Source organism: Escherichia sp. MOD1-EC6819, assembly GCF_002965765.1.
Lineage (GTDB): Bacteria > Pseudomonadota > Gammaproteobacteria > Enterobacterales > Enterobacteriaceae > Escherichia > Escherichia ruysiae.
In genome coordinates this window covers 157,058-183,120 of the sequence record NZ_PTRG01000003.1, presented here as the reverse complement: position 1 = coordinate 183,120, position 26,063 = coordinate 157,058, and the positions used below count along the sequence as shown (strand labels likewise).

General features: G+C 53.2%; 21 protein-coding genes. 9 read left to right on the top strand and 12 right to left on the bottom strand.

Features of this window, described 5'->3' with window-relative positions:
• Window positions 1-61 precede the first annotated feature (61 nt).
• Complete coding sequence (gene caiA, locus A7Z06_RS04725; RefSeq protein WP_000347117.1) at window positions 62-1,204, bottom strand: crotonobetainyl-CoA dehydrogenase; 1,143 nt, start codon at window positions 1,202-1,204, stop codon at window positions 62-64.
• A 30-nt stretch (window positions 1,205-1,234) separates the two neighbouring features.
• A complete protein-coding gene (gene caiT, locus A7Z06_RS04720) occupies window positions 1,235-2,749 on the bottom strand; it encodes an L-carnitine/gamma-butyrobetaine antiporter (RefSeq protein WP_000787103.1) in 1,515 nt (504 codons plus the stop codon).
• Window positions 2,750-3,221: 472 nt separating this feature from the next.
• Between caiT and A7Z06_RS04715 the strand changes: the two genes are divergently transcribed.
• The 8 genes from A7Z06_RS04715 (at window position 3,222) to folA (ending at window position 11,126) form a co-directional block, all read left to right on the top strand.
• Window positions 3,222-3,992, top strand: coding sequence for an electron transfer flavoprotein FixA (locus A7Z06_RS04715; protein WP_000692204.1), 771 nt, complete (start codon window positions 3,222-3,224; stop codon window positions 3,990-3,992).
• Window positions 3,993-4,006: 14 nt separating this feature from the next.
• Window positions 4,007-4,948, top strand: coding sequence for an electron transfer flavoprotein subunit alpha/FixB family protein (locus A7Z06_RS04710; RefSeq protein ID WP_001091504.1), 942 nt, complete (start codon window positions 4,007-4,009; stop codon window positions 4,946-4,948).
• A 50-nt stretch (window positions 4,949-4,998) separates the two neighbouring features.
• Window positions 4,999-6,285, top strand: a complete 1,287-nt coding sequence (locus A7Z06_RS04705) for an FAD-dependent oxidoreductase (RefSeq protein ID WP_001287739.1) — start codon at window positions 4,999-5,001, stop codon at window positions 6,283-6,285.
• Window positions 6,282-6,569, top strand: coding sequence for a ferredoxin-like protein FixX (fixX, locus tag A7Z06_RS04700; RefSeq protein ID WP_000203741.1), 288 nt, complete (start codon window positions 6,282-6,284; stop codon window positions 6,567-6,569). The genes A7Z06_RS04705 and fixX overlap by 4 nt, the downstream gene beginning before the upstream one ends.
• A 58-nt stretch (window positions 6,570-6,627) precedes the next feature.
• Complete coding sequence (locus A7Z06_RS04695; RefSeq protein WP_001183199.1) at window positions 6,628-7,959, top strand: MFS transporter; 1,332 nt, start codon at window positions 6,628-6,630, stop codon at window positions 7,957-7,959.
• Window positions 7,960-8,069: 110 nt separating this feature from the next.
• Window positions 8,070-8,600 (top strand): glutathione-regulated potassium-efflux system oxidoreductase KefF, encoded by a 531-nt coding sequence (kefF, locus tag A7Z06_RS04690; protein ID WP_000600737.1) that lies wholly within the window; start codon window positions 8,070-8,072, stop codon window positions 8,598-8,600.
• The gene (gene kefC / locus A7Z06_RS04685) at window positions 8,593-10,455 is read left to right on the top strand and encodes a glutathione-regulated potassium-efflux system protein KefC (protein WP_000377110.1); all 1,863 of its coding nucleotides are present in this window, start codon (window positions 8,593-8,595) and stop codon (window positions 10,453-10,455) included. Before kefF ends, kefC begins: the two co-directional genes overlap by 8 nt.
• 191 nt (window positions 10,456-10,646) lie before the next feature.
• Window positions 10,647-11,126, top strand: coding sequence for a type 3 dihydrofolate reductase (gene folA, locus A7Z06_RS04680; protein ID WP_024212612.1), 480 nt, complete (start codon window positions 10,647-10,649; stop codon window positions 11,124-11,126).
• Between the two features lie 77 nt (window positions 11,127-11,203).
• On the opposite strand, the gene apaH is transcribed toward folA, so the two are convergent.
• From apaH to lptD, 6 genes are read right to left on the bottom strand one after another with little or no spacing between them, the layout of a single operon-like run.
• Window positions 11,204-12,046, bottom strand: coding sequence for a bis(5'-nucleosyl)-tetraphosphatase (symmetrical) ApaH (apaH, locus tag A7Z06_RS04675; RefSeq protein ID WP_000257166.1), 843 nt, complete (start codon window positions 12,044-12,046; stop codon window positions 11,204-11,206).
• Between the two features lie 6 nt (window positions 12,047-12,052).
• Entirely contained in the window at window positions 12,053-12,430 is a 378-nt protein-coding gene (apaG, locus tag A7Z06_RS04670) for a Co2+/Mg2+ efflux protein ApaG (RefSeq protein ID WP_000610899.1), read from the bottom strand.
• Between the two features lie 2 nt (window positions 12,431-12,432).
• Window positions 12,433-13,254 carry a 16S rRNA (adenine(1518)-N(6)/adenine(1519)-N(6))-dimethyltransferase RsmA gene (rsmA, locus tag A7Z06_RS04665; RefSeq protein WP_001042779.1) on the bottom strand — a complete coding sequence of 274 codons (822 nt, stop codon included), beginning with the start codon at window positions 13,252-13,254 and terminating at the stop codon, window positions 12,433-12,435.
• The gene (gene pdxA, locus A7Z06_RS04660; protein ID WP_000241237.1) at window positions 13,251-14,240 is read right to left on the bottom strand and encodes a 4-hydroxythreonine-4-phosphate dehydrogenase PdxA; all 990 of its coding nucleotides are present in this window, start codon (window positions 14,238-14,240) and stop codon (window positions 13,251-13,253) included. The genes rsmA and pdxA overlap by 4 nt, the downstream gene beginning before the upstream one ends.
• The gene (gene surA, locus A7Z06_RS04655; protein ID WP_000800488.1) at window positions 14,240-15,526 is read right to left on the bottom strand and encodes a peptidylprolyl isomerase SurA; all 1,287 of its coding nucleotides are present in this window, start codon (window positions 15,524-15,526) and stop codon (window positions 14,240-14,242) included. Before surA ends, pdxA begins: the two co-directional genes overlap by 1 nt.
• Window positions 15,527-15,578: 52 nt before the next feature.
• Window positions 15,579-17,936 carry an LPS assembly protein LptD gene (lptD, locus tag A7Z06_RS04650; protein ID WP_000746180.1) on the bottom strand — a complete coding sequence of 786 codons (2,358 nt, stop codon included), beginning with the start codon at window positions 17,934-17,936 and terminating at the stop codon, window positions 15,579-15,581.
• 254 nt (window positions 17,937-18,190) lie between these two features.
• Here lptD and djlA point away from each other — a divergent pair, with 254 nt between their 5' ends.
• Window positions 18,191-19,006 (top strand): co-chaperone DjlA, encoded by an 816-nt coding sequence (gene djlA / locus A7Z06_RS04645; protein ID WP_001200584.1) that lies wholly within the window; start codon window positions 18,191-18,193, stop codon window positions 19,004-19,006.
• Window positions 19,007-19,129: 123 nt separating this feature from the next.
• Here djlA and rluA read toward each other — a convergent pair whose 3' ends face one another.
• From rluA to araD, 4 genes are all read right to left on the bottom strand, one after another.
• Complete coding sequence (gene rluA, locus A7Z06_RS04640) at window positions 19,130-19,789, bottom strand: bifunctional tRNA pseudouridine(32) synthase/23S rRNA pseudouridine(746) synthase RluA (RefSeq protein WP_000525207.1); 660 nt, start codon at window positions 19,787-19,789, stop codon at window positions 19,130-19,132.
• 11 nt (window positions 19,790-19,800) lie between these two features.
• Entirely contained in the window at window positions 19,801-22,707 is a 2,907-nt protein-coding gene (gene rapA / locus A7Z06_RS04635; protein ID WP_001117013.1) for an RNA polymerase-associated protein RapA, read from the bottom strand.
• A 163-nt stretch (window positions 22,708-22,870) separates the two neighbouring features.
• Window positions 22,871-25,222, bottom strand: coding sequence for a DNA polymerase II (gene polB, locus A7Z06_RS04630; RefSeq protein WP_105279356.1), 2,352 nt, complete (start codon window positions 25,220-25,222; stop codon window positions 22,871-22,873).
• A gap of 74 nt (window positions 25,223-25,296) precedes the next feature.
• Window positions 25,297-25,992, bottom strand: a complete 696-nt coding sequence (araD, locus tag A7Z06_RS04625; protein WP_000888664.1) for an L-ribulose-5-phosphate 4-epimerase — start codon at window positions 25,990-25,992, stop codon at window positions 25,297-25,299.
• Between the last annotated feature and the right edge of the window lie 71 nt (window positions 25,993-26,063).

Here is a 26,063-nt window from a genome sequence, read left to right as displayed (position 1 = left end):
TATCCGGCCAACCGTAGGCCTGATAAGACGCGGCAAGCGTCGCATCAGGCAGCGCACGGACTTAGCGGTATTGCTTCAGCACCGCACGACCCAGCGTCAGGATCTGCATTTCGTCAGATCCCCCGGAGACGCGGTCTACACGCAGGTCACGCCAGAAGCGGCTGATGCGGTGGTTACCCGCAATCCCGACGCCGCCCAGCACCTGCATTGCGCTGTCCACCACTTCAAATGCCGCATTGGCGCAGAAGTATTTGCACATCGCAGCATCGCCAGAGGTGATGGTGCCGTTGTCTGCTTTCCACGCTGCTTCATACAGCATGTTTTTCATGGAGTTTAATTTGATCGCCATGTGGGCGAATTTTTCCTGAATCAACTGGAAACGACCAATAGCCTCGCCAAACTGCACACGCTGATTGGCGTAGCGCGCCGCATCTTCAAAGGCGCACATCGCCGTACCGTAGTTGGTGAGGGCTACCAGGAAACGTTCGTGGTCGAACTCTTCTTTCACGCGGTTAAAGCCGTTACCTTCCCGACCGAACATGTCTTTCTCGTCCAGTTCCACATCGTCAAAGGTGATTTCACAGCAGCTATCCATACGCAGACCGAGCTTCTCAAGTTTGGTCACTTTGATGCCCGGTTTGCTCATATCAACAAACCATTCGGTGTAGACAGGTTTGTCCGGAGAAGCACCGTCGCGCGCCATCACCACGATGTACGGGGTGTAGGCACTGCTGGTAATAAAACACTTACTACCATTAAGATAAATCTTACCATTTCTACGGGTATAAGTCGTTTTCAGGCTACCCACGTCGGAGCCAGCGCCCGGCTCGGTAATCGCCGAGTTCCACATCTGCTTACCCGTGCCACGGAACGCCATAATCTTGTCGATCTGCTCTTGTGTGCCTTCGCGCAGGAAGGTGTTAAACCCACCCGGCAACTGGTACAGCACGTAGGTTGGCGCCCCCAGACGCCCCAGTTCCATCCACACGGCGGCGAGGGTGACGAATCCCGCGTCCAGACCACCGTGTTCTTCGGGGATCAGCAGGCTATCGATACCCATATCCGCCAGTGCTTTAACAAATCGTTCCGGGTAGACGCTGTCACGGTCGCACTCGGCAAAATAGGCTTCCCAGTTTTCACTGGCCATCAGTTCACGGATACCGGCGACAAACAGTTCCTGCTCATCATTTAAATTAAAATCCATCTTTCAACCTCTTGATATTTTGGGGGTTAATTAATCTTTCCAGTTCTGTTTCGCGTCTTTAATAAAGGAGAGCGTCACCATAATGTTGACGAAGAACAGCGGGCATCCTCCGGCGATAATGGCGGTTTGAATCGGTTTCAGGCCGCCGAGCGCCAGCAGAACAATGCCGATAATGCCAACCAGAATTGACCAGCCGATACGCACCAGCAGCGGCGGCTCTTCGCCGTCGCGTACTTCGCGGCAGGTGGACATCGCCAGGGTATAAGAGCAGGCGTTAACCAGCGTAACGGTGGCAATAAAGCAGAGGATGAAGAAGCCCCACATGGTGGCGGTGCTGAGTGGTAGAGCGGCCCAGGTTTCGATGATGGCGCGCGCCACACCGTACTGTTCGATCAGATTTGGAATGTTGATGATGTTTTTATCTATCAACAGCAGAGTGTTACTACCGAGTACAGTCCACAGGATCCAGGTTGACGCTGTCAGCCCCAGCACCATGCCGAAGCACAGTTCACGCACGGTACGACCACGGGAGATGCGGGCGAGGAAGATACTCATCTGGATAGCGTAAATCACCCACCATGCCCAGTAGAACACGGTCCAGCCCTGCGGGAAGCCGCCTTTAGCGATGGGATCGGTATAGAACAACATGCGCGGCAGATACATCAGCAACATCCCCACCGAATCGGTGAAGTAGTTCATGATGAAGCTGGCACCGCTGACAATGAACACCCAACCCAGCATCAGGAAGCTCAGGTAACTACGCACGTCACTGGCGATACGTACCCCTTTTTGCAGACCGCAGGCGACGCAAATGGCGTTGAGGATAATCCAGCAGGTAATGATGATAGCGTCCAGTTGCAGGGTATGTGGAATACCAAACAACCATTGCATACACTCGGTCACCAGCGGCGTGGCAAGGCCCAGACTGGTGCCCATCGCGAAGATCAAGGCGACGAGATAGAAGTTGTCGACGATAGTGCCGAACAACCCTTTGGCGTGTTTTTCACCTACCAGCGGCACCAGGGTGGAGCTGGGGCGAATCACTTCCATTTTGCGGACAAAGAAGAAGTAAGCGAAGGCGACAGAAAGGAAGCTATAAGTGGCCCACGGCAGAGGTCCCCAGTGGAACAAGCTGTAAGCCAGCCCCAACTCTTTCGCCCCTGTCGAGTTCGGTTCTAAGCCAAACGGCGGGGTGGAGATGTAGTAGTAGATCTCAATCGATCCCCAGAACAGTACGGCAGCAGACGTACAGGAGGCGAACATCATAAAGATCCAACTGGCGGTACTAAATTCAGGTGGTTCGTTACCTAAACGCTTTTTGGCATACGGGCCAAACACCAGCCAGAACCAACCGAAAAGCATCACTACCATATACCATTCAAATGCCCATCCCCATACATTGGTGACGTAACTGAATACAGCATTAATAACGACATTCGCCGCATCCAGATCTCTGACTGTAAGCCAACAAAGTATGCCGACGATTATTAACGGCGGAAAGAAAACCTTCGGTTCTATTCCCGTTTTTCTCTTTTCATTCTTCATGAGTTAATTCCACTGTGAAAACGAATATTTATTTTGCGTTCCCGTTTGTTTTATTTTTGTTAACATTTAATATAATTATTATTAACCTCGTGGACGCGTTAATGGCTAACTCATAATGGGTATTCAATAAGCTGTATTCTGTGATTGGTGTCACATTTTTGTTTCGGGTGAATAGAGGATGTTTTTCCGTTAATTTTTGTTATTAATCAGTTTGTTATGCTCTTTTGTGAGTAAAAAAATAGCATCTGACTTTCAATATTGGTGATCTATAAAACAATATTGAAAATTTCTTTTTGCTACGCCATTTTTTCAATATTGGTGAGGGACTTAACAATATTGAAAGTTGGATTTATCTGCGTGTGACATTTTCAATATTGGTGATTAAAGTTTTATTTCCAAATTAAAGGGCGTGATATCTGTAATTAACACCACCGATATGAACGACGTTTCCTTCATGATTTCTGGAGATGCAATGAAGATTATTACTTGCTATAAGTGCGTGCCTGATGAACAGGATATTGCGGTCAATAATGCTGATGGTTCATTAGACTTCAGCAAAGCCGATGCCAAAATAAGCCAATACGATCTCAACGCTATTGAAGCGGCTTGCCAGCTAAAGCAACAGGCAGCAGAGGCGCAGGTGACAGCCTTAAGTGTGGGCGGTAAAGCCCTGACCAACGCCAAAGGGCGTAAAGATGTGCTATCGCGCGGCCCGGATGAACTGATTGTGGTGATTGATGACCAGTTCGAGCAGGCACTGCCGCAACAAACGGCGAGCGCACTGGCTGCAGCCGCCCAGAAAGCAGGATTTGATCTGATCCTCTGTGGCGATGGTTCTTCCGACCTTTATGCCCAGCAGGTTGGTCTGCTGGTGGGCGAAATCCTCAATATTCCGGCAGTTAACGGCGTCAGCAAAATTATCTCCCTGACGGCAGATACCCTCACCGTTGAGCGCGAACTGGAAGATGAAACCGAAACCTTAAGCATTCCGCTGCCTGCGGTTGTTGCTGTTTCCACTGATATCAACTCCCCACAAATTCCTTCGATGAAAGCCATTCTCGGCGCGGCGAAAAAGCCCGTCCAGGTATGGTCGGCGGCGGATATCGGTTTTAACGCAGAGGCAGCCTGGTCAGAACAACAGGTTGCCGCGCCGAAACAGCGCGAGCGTCAGCGCATCGTGATTGAAGGCGACGGCGAAGAACAGATCGCCGCATTTGCTGAAAATCTTCGCAAAGTCATTTAATTACAGGGGATGCTATGAACACGTTTTCTCAAGTCTGGGTATTCAGCGATACCCCTTCTCGTCTGCCGGAACTGATGAACGGTGCGCAGGCTTTAGCTAATCAAATCAACACCTTTGTCCTCAATGATGCCGACGGCGCACAGGCAATCCAGCTCGGCGCTAATCATGTCTGGAAATTAAACGGCAAACCGGACGATCGGATGATCGAAGATTACGCCGGTGTCATGGCTGACACTATTCGCCAGCACGGCGCAGACGGTCTGGTGCTGTTGCCAAACACCCGTCGCGGCAAATTACTGGCGGCAAAACTGGGTTATCGCCTTAAAGCGGCGGTGTCTAACGATGCTAGCACCGTCAGCGTACAGGACGGTAAAGCGACAGTGAAACACATGGTTTACGGTGGTCTGGCGATTGGCGAAGAACGCATTGTCACGCCGTATGCGGTACTGACCATCAGCAGCGGCACGTTCGATGCGGCTCAGCCAGACGCGTCACGTACTGGCGAAACGCACACCGTGGAGTGGCAGGCTCCGGCTGTGGCGATTACCCGCACGGCAACCCAGGCGCGCCAGAGCAACAGCGTCGATCTCGACAAAGCCCGCCTGGTGGTCAGCGTCGGTCGCGGTATTGGCAGCAAAGAGAACATTGCGCTGGCAGAACAGCTTTGCAGGGCGATAGGTGCGGAGTTGGCCTGTTCTCGTCCGGTGGCAGAAAACGAAAAATGGATGGAGCACGAACGCTATGTCGGTATCTCCAACCTGATGCTGAAACCTGAACTGTACCTGGCTGTGGGGATCTCCGGGCAGATCCAGCACATGGTTGGCGCTAACGCGTCGCAAACCATTTTCGCCATCAATAAAGATAAAAATGCGCCGATCTTCCAGTACGCGGATTACGGCATTGTTGGCGACGCCGTGAAGATCCTTCCGGCGCTGACCGCAGCTTTAGCGCGTTGATCCACTCTGGCAGGGCTGCATTTCGGCCCTGCCGCTGACAGGGAGCTCTTATGTCCGAAGATATCTTTGACGCCATCATCGTCGGTGCAGGGCTTGCCGGTTCGGTTGCCGCACTGGTGCTCGCCCGCGAAGGGGCGCAAGTGTTAGTTATCGAGCGTGGCAATTCCGCAGGTGCCAAGAACGTCACCGGCGGGCGTCTCTATGCCCACAGTCTGGAACACATTATTCCAGGTTTCGCCGAATCCGCCCCCGTAGAACGCCTGATTACCCATGAAAAACTCGCGTTTATGACGGAAAAGTCAGCGATGACTATGGACTACTGCAACGGTGACGAAACCTCGCCATCCCAGCGTTCTTACTCTGTTTTGCGCAGTAAATTTGATGCCTGGTTAATGGAGCAGGCCGAAGAAGCGGGCGCGCAGTTAATTACCGGGATTCGTGTCGATAACCTCGTACAGCGCGATGGTAAAGTCGTCGGTGTAGAAGCCGATGGCGATGTAATTGAAGCGAAAACGGTGATCCTTGCTGACGGGGTGAACTCCATTCTTGCCGAAAAGCTGGGGATGGCAAAACGCGTTAAACCGACGGATGTGGCGGTTGGCGTGAAGGAACTGATCGAGTTACCGAAGTCGGTAATCGAAGACCGTTTTCAGTTGCAGGGTAATCAGGGCGCGGCTTGCCTGTTTGCGGGATCACCCACCGATGGCCTGATGGGCGGCGGCTTTCTTTATACCAATGAAAACACTCTGTCGCTGGGGTTGGTTTGTGGTCTGCATCATCTGCATGACGCGAAAAAATCGGTGCCGCAAATGCTGGAAGATTTCAAACAACATCCGGCCGTTGCACCGCTGATCGCAGGCGGCAAGCTGGTGGAATATTCCGCTCACGTAGTGCCGGAAGCAGGCATCAACATGCTGCCGGAGCTGGTCGGTGACGGCGTACTGATTGCCGGTGATGCCGCCGGAATGTGTATGAACCTCGGTTTTACCATTCGCGGTATGGATCTGGCGATTGCCGCCGGGGAAGCCGCAGCAAAAACCGTGCTTTCAGCGATGAAAAGCGACGATTTCAGTAAGCAAAAACTGGCGGAATATCGTCAGCATCTTGAGAGTGGCCCGCTGCGCGATATGCGTATGTACCAGAAACTACCGGCGTTCCTTGATAACCCACGCATGTTTAGCGGCTACCCGGAACTGGCGGTGGGTGTGGCGCGTGACCTGTTCACCATTGACGGCAGCGCGCCGGAACTGATGCGCAAGAAAATCCTCCGCCACGGTAAGAAAGTGGGCTTCATCAATCTAATCAAGGATGGCATGAAAGGAGTGACCGTTTTATGACTTCTCCCGTCAATGTGGACGTCAAACTGGGCGTCAATAAATTCAATGTCGATGAAGAGCATCCGCACATCGTTGTGAAGGCCGATGCCGATAAACAGGCGCTGGAACTGCTGGTGAAAGCGTGCCCCGCTGGTCTGTACAAGAAGCAGGATGACGGCAGTGTGCGCTTCGATTACGCCGGATGTCTGGAGTGCGGCACCTGTCGCATTCTGGGGCTGGGGTCGGCGCTGGAACAGTGGGAATACCCGCGCGGCACCTTTGGTGTGGAGTTCCGTTACGGCTGATGTTGGTTTGATACGTAACGCCGTACTGACTCTCATTGCAAAAAAACAGGAATAACCCATGCAACCGTCCAGAAACTTTGACGATCTCAAATTCTCCTCTATTCACCGCCGCATTTTGCTGTGGGGAAGCGGTGGGCCGTTTCTGGATGGTTATGTCCTGGTAATGATAGGCGTGGCGCTGGAGCAACTGACTCCGGCACTGAAACTGGATGCAGACTGGATTGGCTTGCTGGGCGCGGGAACGCTCGCCGGGCTGTTCGTCGGCACATCGCTGTTTGGCTATATCTCCGATAAAGTTGGACGGCGTAAAATGTTCCTCATTGATATCATCGCCATCGGCGTGATATCGGTGGCGACGATGTTTGTCTCATCCCCCGTCGAACTGTTGGTGATGCGGGTACTCATCGGCATTGTCATCGGCGCGGATTATCCCATCGCCACCTCGATGATCACCGAGTTCTCCAGCACCCGTCAGCGGGCGTTTTCCATCAGCTTTATTGCTGCCATGTGGTATGTCGGCGCAACCTGTGCCGATCTGGTTGGCTACTGGCTTTATGATGTGGAAGGTGGCTGGCGCTGGATGTTGGGCAGCGCGGCGATCCCCTGTTTGTTGATTTTGATTGGTCGATTCGAACTGCCTGAATCTCCCCGCTGGTTGTTACGCAAAGGGCGAGTAAAAGAGTGCGAAGAGATGATGATCAAACTGTTTGGCGAACCGGTGGCTTTCGATGAAGAGCAGCCGCAGCAAACCCGTTTTCGCGATCTGTTTAATCGCCGCCATTTTCCTTTTGTCCTGTTTGTTGCCGCCATCTGGACCTGCCAGGTGATCCCAATGTTCGCCATCTACACCTTTGGCCCGCAAATCGTTGGTTTGTTGGGGCTGGGTGTTGGCAAAAACGCGGCACTGGGGAATGTGGTGATTAGCCTGTTCTTTATGCTCGGCTGTATTCCGCCGATGCTGTGGTTAAACACTGCCGGACGGCGTCCATTGTTGATTGGCAGTTTTGCCATGATGACGCTGGCGCTGGCGGTTTTGGGGCTGATCCCGGATATGGGGATCTGGCTGGTAGTAATGGCCTTTGCGGTGTATGCCTTTTTTTCTGGCGGGCCGGGTAATTTGCAGTGGCTCTATCCTAATGAACTCTTCCCGACAGATATTCGCGCCTCTGCCGTGGGCGTGATTATGTCCTTAAGCCGTATTGGCACCATTGTTTCGACCTGGGCACTGCCGATCTTTATCAATAATTACGGTATCAGTAACACGATGCTAATGGGGGCGGGGATCTCGCTGTTTGGCTTGTTGATTTCCGTAGCGTTTGCCCCGGAAACACGTGGGATGTCACTGGCGCAGACCAGCAATATGACGATCCGCAGGCAGCGAGCGGGGTAATTTATTCAGATTTCTCTCTTTTCTGAATCAATATTATTGACTATAAGCCGCGTGAATATGTGACTACACTTTGTGGGAAAATAAAGGCGTAAACACGCGGGCTAATAACTATGATCCTCATAATTTATGCGCATCCGTATCCGCATCATTCCCATGCGAATAAACGGATGCTTGAACAGGCAAGGACGCTGGAAGGCGTCGAAATTCGCTCTCTTTATCAACTCTATCCTGACTTCAATATCGATATTGCCGCCGAGCAGGAGGCGCTGTCTCGCGCCGATCTGATCGTCTGGCAGCACCCGATGCAGTGGTACAGCATTCCACCGCTCCTTAAACTTTGGATCGATAAAGTCCTCTCGCACGGCTGGGCTTACGGTCACGGCGGTACGGCGCTGCATGGCAAACACTTGCTGTGGGCGGTGACGACCGGCGGCGGGGAAAGCCATTTTGAAATTGGTGCGCATCCGGGCTTTGATGTGCTGTCGCAGCCGCTACAGGCGACGGCAATCTACTGCGGGCTGAACTGGCTGCCGCCGTTTGCCATGCACTGCACCTTTATTTGTGACGACGAAACCCTCGAAGGGCAGGCGCGTCACTATAAGCAACGTCTGCTGGAATGGCAGGAGGCACATCATGGATAGCCATACGCTGATTCAGGCGCTGATTTATCTCGGTTCGGCGGCGCTGATTGTACCCATTGCGGTACGCCTCGGTCTGGGATCGGTACTTGGCTACCTGATCGCGGGCTGCATTATTGGCCCGTGGGGGCTGCGACTGGTGACCGATGCCGAATCTATCCTGCACTTTGCTGAAATCGGCGTGGTGCTGATGCTGTTTATTATCGGCCTCGAACTCGATCCACAAAGGTTGTGGAAGCTGCGTGCGGCAGTGTTCGGCGGTGGCGCATTGCAGATGGTGATTTGCGGCGGCCTGCTGGGGCTGTTCTGTATGTTACTTGGGCTGCGCTGGCAGGTAGCGGAATTGATCGGCATGACGCTGGCGCTCTCTTCTACGGCGATTGCCATGCAGGCGATGAATGAGCGTAACCTGATGGTGACGCAAATGGGACGCAGCGCCTTTGCGGTGCTGCTGTTCCAGGATATCGCCGCGATCCCTCTGGTAGCGATGATCCCGCTACTGGCGGCGAGCAGTGCCTCGACGACGATGGGCGCATTTGCTCTCTCGGCGTTAAAAGTGGCGGGGGCGCTGGCGCTGGTGGTATTGCTGGGGCGCTATGTCACGCGTCCGGCGCTGCGTTTTGTTGCCCGCTCTGGCTTGCGGGAAGTGTTTAGTGCCGTGGCGTTATTCCTCGTGTTTGGCTTTGGTTTGCTGCTGGAAGAGGTTGGCTTGTCGATGGCGATGGGCGCGTTTCTGGCGGGCGTACTGCTGGCAAGCTCGGAATACCGTCATGCGCTGGAAAGCGATATCGAACCATTTAAAGGTTTGCTGCTGGGGCTGTTTTTCATCGGTGTTGGCATGTCGATAGACTTTGGCACGCTGCTTGAAAACCCATTGCGCATTGTCATTTTGCTGCTTGGTTTCCTCATCATCAAAATCGCCATGCTGTGGCTGATTGCCCGACCGTTGCAGGTGCCAAATAAACAGCGTCGCTGGTTTGCGGTGTTGTTAGGGCAGGGCAGTGAGTTTGCCTTTGTGGTATTTGGCGCGGCGCAGATGGCGAATGTGCTGGAGCCGGAGTGGGCGAAATCGCTGACCCTGGCGGTGGCGCTGTCGATGGCAGCAACGCCGATTCTGCTGGTGATCCTCAATCGCCTTGAGCAATCTTCTACTGAAGAAGCGCGTGAAGCCGATGAGATCGACGAAGAACAGCCGCGTGTGATTATCGCTGGATTCGGTCGTTTTGGGCAGATAACCGGACGTTTATTGCTCTCCAGTGGGGTGAAAATGGTGGTGCTCGATCACGATCCTGACCATATCGAAACCTTGCGTAAATTCGGCATGAAAGTCTTTTACGGTGATGCCACGCGGATGGATTTACTGGAATCTGCGGGAGCGGCGAAAGCGGAAGTGCTGATTAACGCCATCGACGATCCGCAAACCAATCTGCAACTGACGGAGATGGTGAAAGAACATTTTCCGCATTTGCAGATTATTGCCCGCGCCCGCGATGTCGATCACTACATCCGTTTGCGACAGGCTGGCGTTGAAAAGCCGGAGCGTGAAACCTTTGAAGGTGCGCTGAAAACCGGGCGTCTGGCGCTGGAAAGTTTAGGTCTTGGGCCATATGAAGCGCGAGAACGTGCCGATGTGTTCCGCCGCTTTAATATTGAGATGGTGGAAGAGATGGCAATGGTTGAGAACGACACCAAAGCCCGCGCGGCGGTCTATAAACGCACCAGCGCGATGTTAAGTGAGATCATTACCGAAGACCGTGAACATCTGTCATTAATTCAACGACATGGCTGGCAGGGAACCGAAGAAGGTAAACATACCGGCAACATGGCGGATGAACCGGAAACGAAACCCTCATCCTAATAAAGAGTGACGTAAATCACACTTTACAGCTAACTGTTTGTTTTTGTTTCATTGTAATGCGGCGAGTCCAGGGGGAGAGCGTGGACTCGCCAGCAGAATATAAAATTTTCCTCAACATCATCCTCACACCAGTCGACGACGGTTTACGCTTTACGTATAGTGGCGACAATTTTTTTTATCGGGAAATCTCAATGATCAGTCTGATTGCGGCGTTAGCGGTAGATCGCGTTATCGGCATGGAAAACGCCATGCCGTGGAACCTGCCTGCCGATCTCGCCTGGTTTAAACGTAACACCTTAAATAAACCCGTGATTATGGGGCGCCATACCTGGGAATCCATCGGCCGCCCGCTGCCAGGACGCAAGAATATTATCATCAGCAGCCAGCCGGGTACGGACGATCGCGTAACGTGGGTGAAATCGGTGGATGAAGCCATCGCGGCGTGTGGTGACGTACCGGAGATTATGGTGATTGGCGGCGGTCGCGTTTATGAGCAGTTCCTGCCAAAAGCGCAAAAACTGTATCTGACGCATATCGACGCGGAAGTGGAAGGCGACACCCATTTCCCGGACTATGAGCCGGATGACTGGGAATCGGTGTTCAGCGAATTCCACGACGCCGATGCGCAGAACTCTCATAGCTATTGTTTTGAGATTCTGGAACGGCGGTAAGTTTGTATAGAATTTACGGCTAGTGCCGGATGCGACGCCGGTCGCGTCTTATCCGGCCTTCCTGTATCAGGCTGTGTTTAAGACGCCGCCGCTTCGCCCATATCCTTATGCCGGTTCGATGGCTGGACGAAATACTGCTTATCTTCCCAGCGCAGGCAGGTTAATGTCCCACCCCAGCAGCATCCGGTATCCAGCGCGTAAATACCTTCCGGCGTACCTTTTCCTTCCAGCGATGCCCAGTGACCAAACACAATATTGTACTCTTCGCTAACTGGCCCTGGAATGGTAAACCACGGTTTCAATGGTGCTGGCGCGTCTTCTGGCGACTCTTTGCTGTACATATCCAGTTGACCGTTCGGGAAGCAAAAACGCATACGGGTAAAAGCGTTGGTGATAAAACGCAGTCGTGCCAGTCCGCGTAACTCTGGCGTCCAGTTGTTTGGCATGTCGCCGTACATGGCGTCGAGGAAGAAAGGATAGGAGTCACTCGACAATACTGCTTCTACGTCGTGAGCACACTCTTTAGCAGTCTCTAAGTCCCACTGCGGCGTGATCCCCGCGTGAGCCATCACCAGCTTTTTCTCTTCGTCGATTTGCAGCAGAGGTTGGCGACGCAGCCAGTTAAGCAGCTCATCAGCGTCGGGCGCTTCCAGCAGCGGTGTCAGGCGGTCTTTCGGTTTGTTACGGCTGATCCCGGCGAATACCGCCAGCAGATGCAGATCGTGATTACCCAGCACCAGACGCACGCTGTCGCCTAAGGATTTTACATAGCGCAGAACATCAAGCGAACCAGGCCCGCGAGCGACCAGGTCACCCGTCAGCCAGAGGGTATCTTTCCCAGGGGTAAATTCTATTTTATGCAGCAAAGCGATCAGTTCATCGTAACAACCATGAACGTCGCCAATAAGGTATGTCGCCATATTATTTTAATGAATGAGTATTGGAACGGAGAGTCGAAATACAGGAATGTCGATGCTGAATGGAACGCCATTTTCATCGATCATTTCGTAGTGACCCTGCATGGTGCCCATCGGTGTTTCGATTATCGCACCGCTGGTGTACTGGTACTCTTCGCCAGGGGCGATATGCGGCTGAACGCCCACCACACCTTCGCCCTGGACTTCGGTTTCACGGCCATTGCCGTTGGTGATCAGCCAGTAACGCCCCAACAACTGCACTGGCGCTCGCCCCAGGTTGCGTATGGTTACGGTATAAGCAAAAACGTAACGTTCATTATCAGGTGAAGATTGTGCTTCAATGTAAACACTTTGAACCTGAATACACACTCGGGGCGAATTGATCATCGTTAACTCTCCTGCAAAGACGCGTTCTCCGCCAGATAGTTCGCCATCTGGCAATATTGCGCGACAGAGATATTTTCCGCTCGCATCGCCGGGTCGATGCCCATTCCCGTTAACACCTCGACGCTAAACAGGTTGCCGAGGCTGTTACGAATGGTTTTACGACGCTGGTTAAAGGCTTCGGTGGTGATACGGCTTAACACGCGAACATCTTTAACCGGGTAAGGCATCGTTGCATGAGGAACCAGGCGCACGACGGCGGAATCCACTTTTGGTGGTGGTGTAAAGGCCGATGGCGGTACTTCCAGCACCGGGATCACGTTGCAATAATATTGCGCCATGACGCTTAATCGACCATACGCTTTGCTGTTCGGTCCTGCAACCAGACGATTCACCACCTCTTTTTGCAACATAAAGTGCATGTCGGCAATGGCATCAGTATAGCTAAACAGATGGAACATCAACGGTGTGGAGATGTTATACGGCAGGTTACCGAAAACTCGTAGCGGCTGACCCATTTTCTCAGCCAGCTCACCGAAGTTAAAGGTCATCGCATCCTGCTGATAAATCGTCAGTTTCGGGCCTAAGAATGGATGCGTTTGCAGACGTGCCGCCAAATCGCGGTCAAGTTCGATGACTGTCAGTTGATCCAGACGTTCGCCGACTGGCTCGGTCAACGCTGCCAGACCGGGGCCGATTTCGACCATCGCCTGACCCTTCTGCGGGTTAATGGCAGAAACAATGCTGTCGATCACGAACTGATCGTTGAGAAAGTTTTGCCCGAAGCGTTTACGGGCTAAGTGGCCCTGGTGGACTCGTTTATTCATTGGGTATTAACAATCATTTTGATGGCGAGATTAAGCGCCGTAATAAAACTGCCGACATCGGCTTTGCCACGTCCCGCCAGTTCCAGCGCGGTGCCGTGGTCCACTGATGTGCGAATAAAGGGCAGGCCCAGCGTAATATTCACACCGCGCCCGAAGCCCTGGTATTTTAGCACGGGAAGACCCTGATCGTGGTACATCGCCAGCACCGCGTCGGCGTTGTCGAGATATTTAGGCTGAAACAGGGTATCGGCAGGCAAAGGCCCGTTGAGTTTCATCCCCTGCGCCCGTAACTCGTCGAGCACCGGAATGATGGTGTCTATCTCTTCCGTGCCCATATGACCGCCTTCGCCCGCGTGCGGATTCAGGCCACAGACCAGAATGCGCGGCTCAGCAATACCAAATTTGGTTTGCAAATCGTGATGCAAAATAGAAATGACTTCATGCAGCAGGGGCGGGGTGATGGCGTCAGCGATATCGCGCAGCGGTAAATGCGTCGTTGCCAGCGCCACGCGAAGTTCTTCGGTTGCCAGCATCATCACGACTTTTTTTGCCTGCGAACGCTCTTCGAAAAACTCGGTATGACCGGTAAACGGAATGCCAGCGTCGTTAATGACGCCTTTATGCACGGGGCCGGTAATCAGCGCGGCAAATTCACCGTTCAGACAGCCATCACACGCTCGCGCCAGCGTCTCTACCACGTAATGCCCATTTTCAACCGTTAATTGCCCCGCAGTCACAGGTGCACGTAGCGCGACAGGAAGTAGCGTTAATGTGCCCGCAGTTTGCGGTTGTGCAGGGGAGTCTGGGGAGTAAGGGCGGAGAGTAAGCGGCAAACCGAGCATCGCTGCCCGGTCAGTAAGGAGAGTGGCATCGGCACAAACAACCAGTTCGACCGGCCACTCACGCTGTGCAAGCTGGACAACTAAGTCCGGGCCAATCCCGGCTGGCTCGCCGGGAGTGATCACAACACGTTGGGTTTTAACCATTAGTTGCTCAGGATTTTAACGTAGGCGCTGGCGCGTTGTTCCTGCATCCAGCTTGCTGCTTCTTCCGAGAACTTACGGTTCATCAGCATACGATAAGCACGATCTTTCTGCGCAGCGTCGGTTTTATCGACATTACGGGTATCCAGCAGTTCGATTAAATGCCAGCCGAATGAAGAGTGAACCGGTGCGCTCATTTGACCTTTGTTCAGGCGGGTCAACGCGTCACGGAAGGCCGGATCGAAAATATCTGGCGTAGCCCAGCCGAGATCGCCGCCCTGGTTGGCAGAGCCTGGATCCTGAGAGAACTCTTTCGCCGCAGCGGCAAACGTGGTTTTACCACTCTTGATGTCCGCTGCAATTTGCTCCAGTTTTACGCGAGCCTGTTCGTCAGTCATGATCGGCGACGGTTTCAGCAGAATATGGCGAGCATGAACTTCGGTTACCGAAATATTTTTGCTTTCGCCGCGCAGATCGTTAACTTTCAGGATATGGAAGCCAACGCCAGAACGAATCGGACCAACAATATCGCCTTTCTTCGCGGTGCTTAATGCCTGGGCGAAAATTCCCGGCAGTTCCTGAATGCGACCCCAGCCCATCTGGCCGCCGTTCAGCGCCTGCTGATCGGCAGAGTGAGCGATCGCCAGTTTACCGAAATCAGCGCCATTACGCGCCTGATCGACAATGGCACGCGCCTGTGTTTCCGCTTCGTTTACCTGCTCAGAAGACGGGTTTTCCGGCAGCGGGATCAGGATGTGGCTTAAGTTCAGCTCAGTGCTGGCATCGTTTTGATTACCGACTTGTTGCGCCAGAGCTTCAACTTCCTGCGGCAGGATGGTGATGCGACGACGCACTTCGTTGTTACGCACTTCAGAGATAATCATCTCTTTGCGGATCTGGTTACGATAGGTGTTGTAGTTCAGACCATCGTAGGCCAGGCGGCTGCGCATCTGATCCAGCGTCATGTTGTTCTGTTTGGCAATATTGGCAATTGCCTGATCGAGCTGCTCATCGGAGATTTTCACTCCCATTTTCTGCCCCATCTGCAAGAGGATTTGATCCATGATCAAACGCTCCATGATTTGGTGGCGCAGCGTCGCGTCATCAGGAAGTTGCTGCCTTGCCTGGGCGGCATTCATTTTTACCGACTGCATTAATCCATCAACGTCGCTTTCCAGCACGACGCCGTTATTGACGACGGCTGCGACTTTATCGACTACCTGGGGGGCAGCGAAACTGGTATTCGCGATCATCGCGATACCGAGAAGCAGCGTTTTCCAGTTCTTCATACTTTTTCCATTTCAATTAACCGCACTGCGGATTACGTGGTAAATCAACAAATCACAAAGAGTTTTGATACGGCAAAATGTTCGAACGCAGCATCTCTTGCGTACCGAGACCGTAGTTAGAGCTCAGGCCGCGAAGTTCGATGTTAAAGCCGATTGCGTTGTCATATACCGCATGTTGTTTATCGTTATCCCAACCGTTCAGCTTCCGCTCGTAACCGACGCGAATCGCATAGCAGCAGGAGCTGTATTGCACGCCTAACATTGAGTCGGCTTGCTTGTTCGCATTGGTGTCGTAGTAGTAAGCCCCGACAATTGACCAACGATCGGCGATTGGCCAGCTGGCGACTGCGCCTACCTGCGAAATACCGTTTTTGTACTGCTCGGCGGTGGAATAGTACTTAGGCAGCGTAGCCTGAATATATTCCGGGCTGGCGTAGCGGTAGTTCAGCTGTACCAGACGGTCTTCATCCCGACGGTATTCAATGCTGGTGTTACTGGTGGCTACGTTATCCAGACGAGTATCGTACTGAATGCCGCCACGCAATCCCCAGCGTTCGGAGATGCGCCAGTAGGTATCGCCTGCCCATACCAGTGAGCCCGTTTTGTCGTCATTCTCCCATGTTATGTTGTCATCGCCGGTGCGAGACTCCGTGAAGTAGTAGATTTGACCAACGGAAATATTAAAACGTTCAACGGCTGCGTCATCATATACGCGAGTTGTGACGCCGGTCGTTACCTGGTTAGCCGAAGCAATACGGTCAAGACCACCGTAAGTCCGGTCCCGGAACAGGCCAGAGTAGTCAGATTGCAGCAGAGACGAGTCGTAGTTGTAGATATCGCTCTGATCGCGATACGGCACATACAGGTATTGTGCGCGCGGTTCCAGCGTCTGGGTGTAACCCGGCGCCAGCATTTCCATATCGCGTTCAAAGACCATTTTGCCGTCAACTTTGAATTGCGGCATTACACGGTTAACAGAATCTGCCAACTTATTGTTTTGTGGGTTGCTGTTATACCAGTCAAGATTGGTCTGTTGATAATGCGTCGCCATCAGTTTGGCTTCGGTATTCAGACTCCCCCAGTTATTCGACAACGGAAGATTGATTGTCGGTTCAAGGTGCAGACGTGTGGCTTCTGGCATATTGCTATTGGTATTTACAAAATGCACAGCCTGACCATAGATGCGGGTATCAAACGGACCGAGATCGTTATGGTAGTAATTGACGTCTAACTGCGGTTCAGCGGCGTAGCTGTTGCCACTGTTATCGTCAAAGACCTGGAATTGTTTGGTTGAAAGCGTGGCGTCAAAGTTCTGCACCGCATAGCCCACGCTGAATTTTTGCGTGGCATAACCATCGGTACTGGAACCATATTTATTATCAAAATCGTTGAAATAGGTCGGGTCGCTGACTTTGGTGTAGTCGATGTTAAAGCGCCAAACCTGGTCCATCACTCCGGAGTGTTGCCAGTAGAACAACCAACGGCGTGAATTGCTATCTTCTGGATGTTCATCTTCATAGACTTTATCCGAAGGCAGATAATCCAGTTCCATCAAGCCTGCGCCTGCCTGGGTGAGATAACGGAATTCGTTCTCCCACATGATGTTGCCACGACGATGCATATAATGCGGCGTGATGGTGGCATCCATATTTGGCGCGATGTTCCAGTAATATGGCAGATAGAACTCAAAGTAGTTGGTGGTGGTGTATTTGGCGTTCGGGATCAAGAAACCAGAACGGCGTTTATCACCCACCGGCAACTGCAAATACGGGCTGTAAAAGATCGGAACCGGACCCACTTTAAAGCGGGCGTTCCAGATCTCCGCAACTTGTTCTTCGCGGTCATGAATAATTTCGCTACCTACCACGCTCCAGGTATCGGAACCTGGCAAACAGGAAGTAAAGCTACCGTTATCCAGAATGGTGTAGCGGTTTTCGCCACGTTGTTTCATCAGGTCCGCTTTACCACGACCCTGGCGACCCACCATCTGGTAATCACCTTCCCAGACGTTGGTATCTTTGGTGTTCAGATTCGCCCAGCCTTTCGGCCCTTTGAGGATCACCTGGTTATCGTCGTAATGGACATTACCGAGCGCATCAACAGTACGTATCGGCTCCGGTTGTCCTGGTGCCTCTTTTTGATGGAGCTGCACTTCGTCGGCCTGCAGACGGCTGTTACCCTGCATGATATCTACGCTGCCAGTAAACACGGCGTCATCGGGGTAATTCCCCTTTGCGTGGTCAGCATTAATCGTCACGGGTAAGTCGTTAGTATCGCCCTGTACCAGAGGACGGTCATAGCTTGGCACGCCCAACATGCACTGTGAGGCGAGGTCGGCTGCCAGTCCCTGTTGACTATAAAGGGCGGTGGCAATCATGGTGGCCAGGAGAGTGGGGATACGTTTTTTCATACGTTGATTTTATTGTTCCATCATCGGTAACGTTGCGCGTGACAAACGGTCAGAGACTAACGTACTCGTCATCTCTACGCTAGTGTTAATCCTGTCCGAATAGCGTCAGTGGTGTTAGGCACGGCATTGAATGACAGGTATGATAATGCAAATTATAGGCGATGTCCCACAATTGACCGCAGCCGGAAAACGGTAAAAGCACCTTTATATTGTGGGAGATAGCCCTGATATCCGTGTGTCGATTTGGGGAATATATGCAGTATTGGGGAAAAATCATTGGCGTGGCCGTGGCCTTACTGATGGGCGGCGGCTTTTGGGGCGTTGTATTAGGTCTGTTAATCGGCCATATGTTTGATAAAGCCCGCAGCCGCAAAATGGCGTGGTTCGCCAACCAGCGCGAGCGTCAGGCGCTGTTTTTTGCCACCACTTTTGAAGTAATGGGGCATTTAACCAAATCCAAAGGACGTGTTACTGAGGCTGATATTCATATTGCCACATTGCTCATGGATCGGATGAATTTACACGGTGCTTCCCGTACTGCGGCGCAAAATGCATTTCGGGTGGGAAAATCAGACAATTACCCGCTGCGCGAAAAGATGCGTCAGTTTCGCAGTGTTTGCTTTGGTCGTTTCGACTTAATTCGTATGTTTCTGGAGATCCAGATTCAGGCGGCGTTTGCTGATGGTTCACTGCACCCGAATGAACGGGCGGTGCTGTATGTGATTGCTGAAGAGTTAGGGATTTCCCGCGCCCAGTTTGACCAGTTTCTGCGCATGATGCAGGGGGGGGCGCAATTTGGCGGCGGTTATCAGCAGCAATCTGGCGGTGGTAACTGGCAGCAAGCGCAGCGTGGCCCGACGCTGGAAGATGCCTGTAACGTGCTGGGCGTGAAGCCGACGGACGATGCAACCACCATTAAACGAGCCTACCGTAAGCTGATGAGCGAACACCATCCGGATAAGCTGGTGGCGAAAGGTTTGCCGCCAGAGATGATGGAGATGGCGAAGCAGAAAGCGCAGGAAATTCAGCAGGCGTATGAGCTGATTAAGCAGCAGAAAGGGTTTAAATAAGTTTCAGAGCGAGTGAGAAATTGTAGGCCGGATAAGACGCGCCAGCGTCGCATCCGGCGGCACAAATTGCCGGATGCGGCGTGAACGCCTTATCCGGACTACCGGACTGCGCCGTCGTCACTATCAAAAATCCGCTGGCGCCTTAAACGTCATACTATTGCCATATGCCGGATGGGTAATCGTCAACATCTCTGCATGTAGCAGCAAACGCGGTGCCATCGCCCTGGCTTCTGGTGAAGCATAAAAACGATCGCCGAGAATCGGATGCCCCAGCGCCAGCATATGCACACGTAGCTGATGCGAACGTCCGGTAATCGGCTTTAACACCACTCTTGCCGTGTTATCCGCCGCATAATCCACGACTTCATATTCTGTCTGCGCAGGCTTACCCGTTTCGTAACAGACTTTCTGTTTCGGGCGGTTTGGCCAGTCGCAAATCAACGGCAGATCCACCAGACCTTCCGCAGGGGATGGATGCCCCCAGACGCGAGCCACATACTGTTTTTTCGGCTCGCGCTCGCGGAACTGGCGTTTTAATTCCCGCTCCGCAGCTTTAGTCAGCGCCACTACAATCACGCCGCTGGTGGCCATATCCAGACGATGCACCGATTCCGCCTGCGGATAATCGCGCTGAATGCGCGTCATCACGCTGTCTTTGTGCTCTTCCAGACGTCCCGGCACAGACAACAAACCGCTCGGCTTGTTGACCACCATAATGTGATCATCCTGATACAGGACAACCAGCCAGGGTTCCTGCGGCGGATTGTAGTTTTCCATCCCCATCTTCGGCTCCGTTACTGATGCGTCACAACGATTAAACGCAGGGCATCCAGACGCCAGCCTGCCTGATCCAGACTTTCCATTACCTGCTGACGGTTGCTTTCAATGGCGGCCAGTTCGTCGTCACGAATGTTCGGGTTCACTGCGCGCAGTGCTTCCAGACGCGACAGTTCCGCAGACAGTTTTTCGTCAGCTTCGTTACGCGCCGCATCGATCAGTGCACGGGCAGACTTCTCAATCTGCGCTTCACCCAGTTGCAGGATAGCGTGAACCTCTTGCTGTACGGCGTTAACCAGCTTGCTACCGGTGTGGCGATTCACTGCGTTAAGTTGACGGTTAAAGGTTTCAAACTCTACCTGTGCCGCCAGGTTGTTGCCGTTTTTATCCAACAGCATACGTACCGGCGTCGGCGGCAGGAAGCGGTTAAGCTGCAACTGCTTCGGCGCTTGTGCTTCAACCACGTAAATCAGTTCCACCAACAGCGTACCTACCGGCAACGCTTTGTTTTTCAACAGTGAAATCGTGCTGCTACCAGTATCGCCAGAAAGGATCAGATCCAGACCGTTGCGGATCAGCGGATGTTCCCAGGTAATAAACTGTGCATCTTCACGCGCCAGCGCCACTTCACGATCAAAGGTGATGGTGATGCCATCTTCCGACAGGCCAGGGAAGTCCGGCACCAGCATATGATCGGACGGCGTCAGCACGATCATGTTGTCGCCGCGATCGTCCTGATTAATACCGATAATATCGAACAGGTTCATGGCGAAGGCGATCAGGTTGGTATCGTCATCCTGCTCTTCAATGCTTTCTGCCAGTGCCTGGGCTTTTTCGCCACCGTTGGAGTGGATCTCCAGCAGGCGGTCACGACCCTGCTCCAGTTGTGCTTTCAGGGCTTCGTGTTGCTCGCGGCAGTTTTTGATCAGATCGTCAAAGCCTTCGGTTTGATCGGGTGAAGCCAGGTAGTTAATCAGATCGTTGTACACGCTATCGTAGATAGTACGTCCGGTCGGGCAGGTGTGCTCGAACGCATCCAGACCTTCGTGATACCAGCGCACCAGCACCGACTGAGCGGTTTTTTCCAGATAAGGTACGTGGATCTGAATATCGTGCGCCTGACCGATACGATCCAGACGACCAATACGCTGCTCCAGCAGGTCTGGGTTGAACGGTAGATCGAACATTACCATGTGACTGGCGAACTGGAAGTTACGTCCTTCAGAACCGATTTCCGAGCACAGCAGCACCTGTGCGCCGGTATCTTCTTCGGCGAACCAGGCGGCTGCGCGGTCACGTTCGATAATCGACATGCCTTCGTGGAACACCGCTGCGCGAATACCTTCACGTTCGCGAAGCACCTGCTCTAGTTGCAGCGCGGTGGCGGCTTTGGCGCAGATCACCAACACTTTCTGTGAGCGATGACTGGTCAGATAGCCCATCAGCCACTCAACGCGCGGATCAAAGTTCCACCAGGTGGCGTTATCGCCTTCAAATTCCTGATAAATACGCTCCGGATAGAGCATATCGCGGGCGCGGTCTTCCGCACTTTTACGTGCGCCCATAATGCCGGACACTTTAATAGCCGTCTGATACTGCGTCGGCAGCGGCAGCTTAATGGTGTGCAGCTCGCGTTTCGGGAAGCCTTTTACGCCGTTACGGGTGTTACGGAACAGCACGCGGCTGGTGCCGTGGCGATCCATCAGCATCGAAACCAGTTCCTGACGGGCGCTCTGGGCATCTTCGCTGTCGCTGTTTGCTGCTTGCAACAGCGGCTCGATATCCTGTTCGCCGATCATCTCACCGAGCATGTTCAGTTCGTCATTGCTCAGTTTGTTACCTGCCAGCAGCATGGCAACGGCGTCCGCAACCGGACGATAATTTTTCTGCTCTTCAACGAATTGCGCAAAATCGTGGAAACGGTTCGGGTCCAGCAGACGCAGACGGGCGAAGTGGCTTTCCATCCCCAGCTGTTCCGGGGTTGCGGTCAGCAGCAGAACGCCCGGCACATGCTCTGCCAGTTGTTCAATGGCCTGATATTCACGGCTCGGCGCATCTTCGCTCCACACCAGGTGATGCGCTTCATCGACCACCAGCAGGTCCCACTCGGCTTCACAGAGATGTTCCAGACGCTGTTTGCTACGACGGGCAAAATCCAGCGAGCAAATCACCAGCTGTTCGGTATCGAACGGGTTGTAAGCATCGTGCTGAGCTTCGGCATAACGCTCATCATCAAACAGAGCAAAACGCAGGTTGAAACGGCGCAGCATTTCTACCAGCCACTGATGCTGTAAGGTTTCCGGGACGATAATCAGCACACGTTCAGCAGCGCCAGAGAGCAACTGCTGATGCAGGATCATCCCAGCTTCAATGGTTTTCCCTAAACCGACTTCGTCAGCCAGCAGTACGCGCGGCGCGTGGCGGCGGCCAACATCATGAGCGATGTTGAGCTGGTGCGGGATCAGGCTGGTACGCTGACCGCGCAGGCCGCTGTACGGCATACGGAACTGTTCGCTGGAATACTTACGCGCGCGATAACGCAGTGCAAAGCGGTCCATACGGTCAATCTGCCCGGCAAACAGACGGTCCTGCGGTTTGCTGAATACCAGTTTGCTATCAAGGAAAACTTCACGCAGGGCTACGCCGGACTCTTCAGTATCCAGGCGAGTACCGATATAGGTCAGCAAGCCATTTTCTTCTTTTACTTCTTCGACTTGCATCTGCCAGCCGTCATGGCTGGTAATGGTATCACCAGGGTTGAACATCACGCGGGTCACGGGGGAATCACTGCGTGCGTACAGACGGTTTTCACCAGTAGATGGGAAAAGTAAAGTGACAGTTCGCGCATCCACCGCGACAACGGTTCCAAGTCCCAATTCGCTTTCTGTATCGCTGATCCAGCGTTGACCAAGTGTAAAAGGCATATGTGTTCGGCTCTATATCTTTAATTGCAGGCAATAACCACCCGCTACCGTGCTTATGAGGTAGTGGTGTTATTCAGGTCCAGGAATGGAAAGGGCGCTATGGTACTGGATGGCAAAGCATTCGTCACGCATCAAAATGGTATCTGGCGAACTCTTTTTTTGCTCAAAATAGCCCAAGTTGCCCGGTCATAAGTGTAGCAAAATTATCCTCAATAAAAGGGAGTATTCCCTCCGCCACGGGTTGTAGCTGGCGGGTCAGATAGTGTTCGTAATCCAGTGGTGAACGTTGGTAGTCCAGCGGCTCCGGGCCGTTGGTGGTCCATACGTACTTAATGGTGCCGCGATTCTGATATTGCAAGGGGCGACCGCGCTTTTGGTTTTCTTCATCGGCAAGGCGAGCGGCGCGTACATGAGGCGGAACATTACGCTGATATTCGCTCAGCGGACGGCGAAGGCGTTTACGGTAAACCAGCCGCGCATCCAGTTCACCCGCCATCAGTTTGTCGATGGTTTCGCGGACGTATTCCTGATATGGCTCGTTGCGGAAGATACGCAGGTAAAGCTCCTGCTGAAACTGCTGGGCCAGCGGCGTCCAGTCGGTGCGCACGGTTTCCAGCCCTTTAAATACCATCCGCTGTTTGTCGCCCTCCTGAATCAGTCCGGCGTAGCGCTTTTTGCTGCCGGTATCGGCCCCGCGAATGGTTGGCATCAGAAAACGGCAGAAATGGGTTTCATACTCCAGTTCCAGTGCGCTGGTCAGCCGTTGTTTTTGCAGCGTTTCCGCCCACCAGGCGTTAACGTGCTGCACCAGTGCACGACCGATTTTCGCTGCTTCTTCTTCCGAATGTGCGCCTTTTAGCCAGACAAACGTTGAGTCGGTATCGCCGTAGATCACGTCGTAGCCCTGCGCTTCAATCAATGCTTTGGTTTGCCGCATGATCTGATGACCACGCATGGTGATCGACGACGCCAGGCGCGGATCGAAGAAGCGGCAGGCAGTGGTTCCAAGCACGCCATAAAAGGCATTCATGATGATCTTCAGCGCCTGCGACAGCGGCTTGTTGCCCTGACGTTTGGCTTCATCGCGCCCGTGCCAGATGTGAGTCACAATCTCCGGCAGGCAATGTTTCTCCCGTGAGAACCAGGCATCAAGAAAACCTTCGGTACTGTACTCTGGATCAGGCTGCGCCATGCCTTCCACCAGCCCGACGGGATCAATCAGAAAGGTGCGGATGATCGACGGGTACAGGCTTTTATAGTCCAGCACCAGTACCGAATCATACAGCCCTGGCCGTGAATCCATCACGTAGCCGCCAGGGCTGGCGTGTGGCGGCACTTCGCCGAGATTAGGCGCGACATAACCAGCGCGGTGCATACGGGGAAAATAGAGATGACCAAACGCCGCCACCGATCCCCCGTGGCGGTCTACCGGCAGGCCGTTCACCGTTGCTCGTTCGAGCAAAAACGGCATGATTTCAGTTTTATGGAAAATCTGCGTCACCAGCTCGCAATCTTTCAGGTTATAAGTCGCCAGCGCAGGTTTATCTTCGGCGAAACGGCGGTCAATTTCGTCCATTCGATCCCACGGGTTATCGATAGATTTTCCTTCGCCTAATAACTCCTGAGCGACGGTTTCCAGCGAGAATGAAGAGAAATTCCAGAACGCGGATTTCAGCGCCTCGATACCGTCGATAATTAGCCGACCTTTAGCCTGGGCAAAAAAGACGCCGTTTTTAAAGCCGTGCTCGCGCCACTCCAGCTCACTGTTATCGCGCCCCAGCCGCAGCGGAATACGATAACGCTCGGCATGTTTTTGCAGCATTCGCAGATCAAACTGCACCACGTTCCAACCGATGATCACATCAGGATCGTAGTTGGCAAACCAGGCGTTGAGTTTTTCCAGTAGCTGCGGGCGGCTGGCGACGTACTCCAGTTCAAAATCGAGCGCGGAGGCGTCGCCATTCTCTGGCCCCAGCATATAAACGATGCGCTGCCCGCAGCCTTCCAGGCCGATGCAGTACAGCTCACCGTGGCGGGTGGTTTCAATATCAATAGAAACCCACTTGAGCGGCGGACGATAGTCGGGATGCGGTTTCAGACGGGCATTAACGATAGCGCCATTGCGTATATCACCCTCGACCCACACCGGTGAGGTGATAAACCGCTCCATCAGATAGCGTTCTGGCGGGCGCACATCGGCCTCGTAGACGGTAACGCCACCTTCACGCAGGCGCTTTTCGTAATTCATCAACTGGCGATGGGCGCGACAATAAAGGCCATACACCGGCTGGCGGTGAAAATCCTTTAACGCCAGCGGCGTCAGGCGAAATCCTTGCTCACCCTGCAAAATATGTTGAGTGCGGGGAACGTGATCAGCGGGAATAAACGCCACGGACTCTTGCGGCGCAAGCGTGACCTGCAACGGCCCGTTGTCCGTCGCTAACCAAAAGGAAACTTCGGTTCCTTGCGGGGTGTCCCGCCAGTGTCGGGTTAAGATAAAACCTGCCTGCGCCACGCTGAAAATCCAATAAAAAACCAGACTTGAGTATAGCCTGGTTTTGGTTGACTGGCTGTGGTTTTATACAGTCATTACTGGCCGTAATAGGCTTTTGCGCCATGCTTACGCAGATAGTGCTTATCCAGCAATGTTTGTTGCATATCCGGTAACTGCGGCGCTAACTGACGGCAGAAAATCCCCATATAAGCGACTTCTTCCAGCACGATGGCGTTGTGCACCGCATCTTCGGCATTTTTACCCCACGCAAACGGACCGTGAGAATGCACCAGCACGCCTGGCATTTGCGCCGCATCGATACCCTGTTTTTCGAAGGTTTCTACGATGACGTTACCGGTTTCCCACTCATATTCACCGTTGATTTCTGCGTCGGTCATTTTGCGGGTGCAGGGAATGGTGCCGTAGAAATAGTCGGCGTGGGTGGTGCCGGTTGCTGGAATCGACTGACCCGCCTGCGCCCAGATGGTGGCGTGGCGCGAGTGTGTATGCACAATGCCACCAATGGACGGGAATGCCTGATAGAGCAACCGGTGAGTTGGCGTGTCGGAGGAGGGCTTTTTCTTGCCCTCAACCACTTCACCGGTTTCGATACTGACCACGACCATATCGTCGGCGGTCATGACGCTGTAATCGACGCCGGAAGGTTTGATCACAAAGACGCCGCGCTCGCGATCAACGGCGCTGACGTTGCCCCAGGTCAGCGTGACCAGGTTGTGTTTTGGGAGCGCCAGATTGGCTTCTAATACCTGGCGTTTGAGATCTTCTAACATGTTGACTCCAGAGAGGTCATTTCCCCTCACCCCGGCCCTCTCCCCAAAGGGGCGAGGGGGAAAAGAATGCC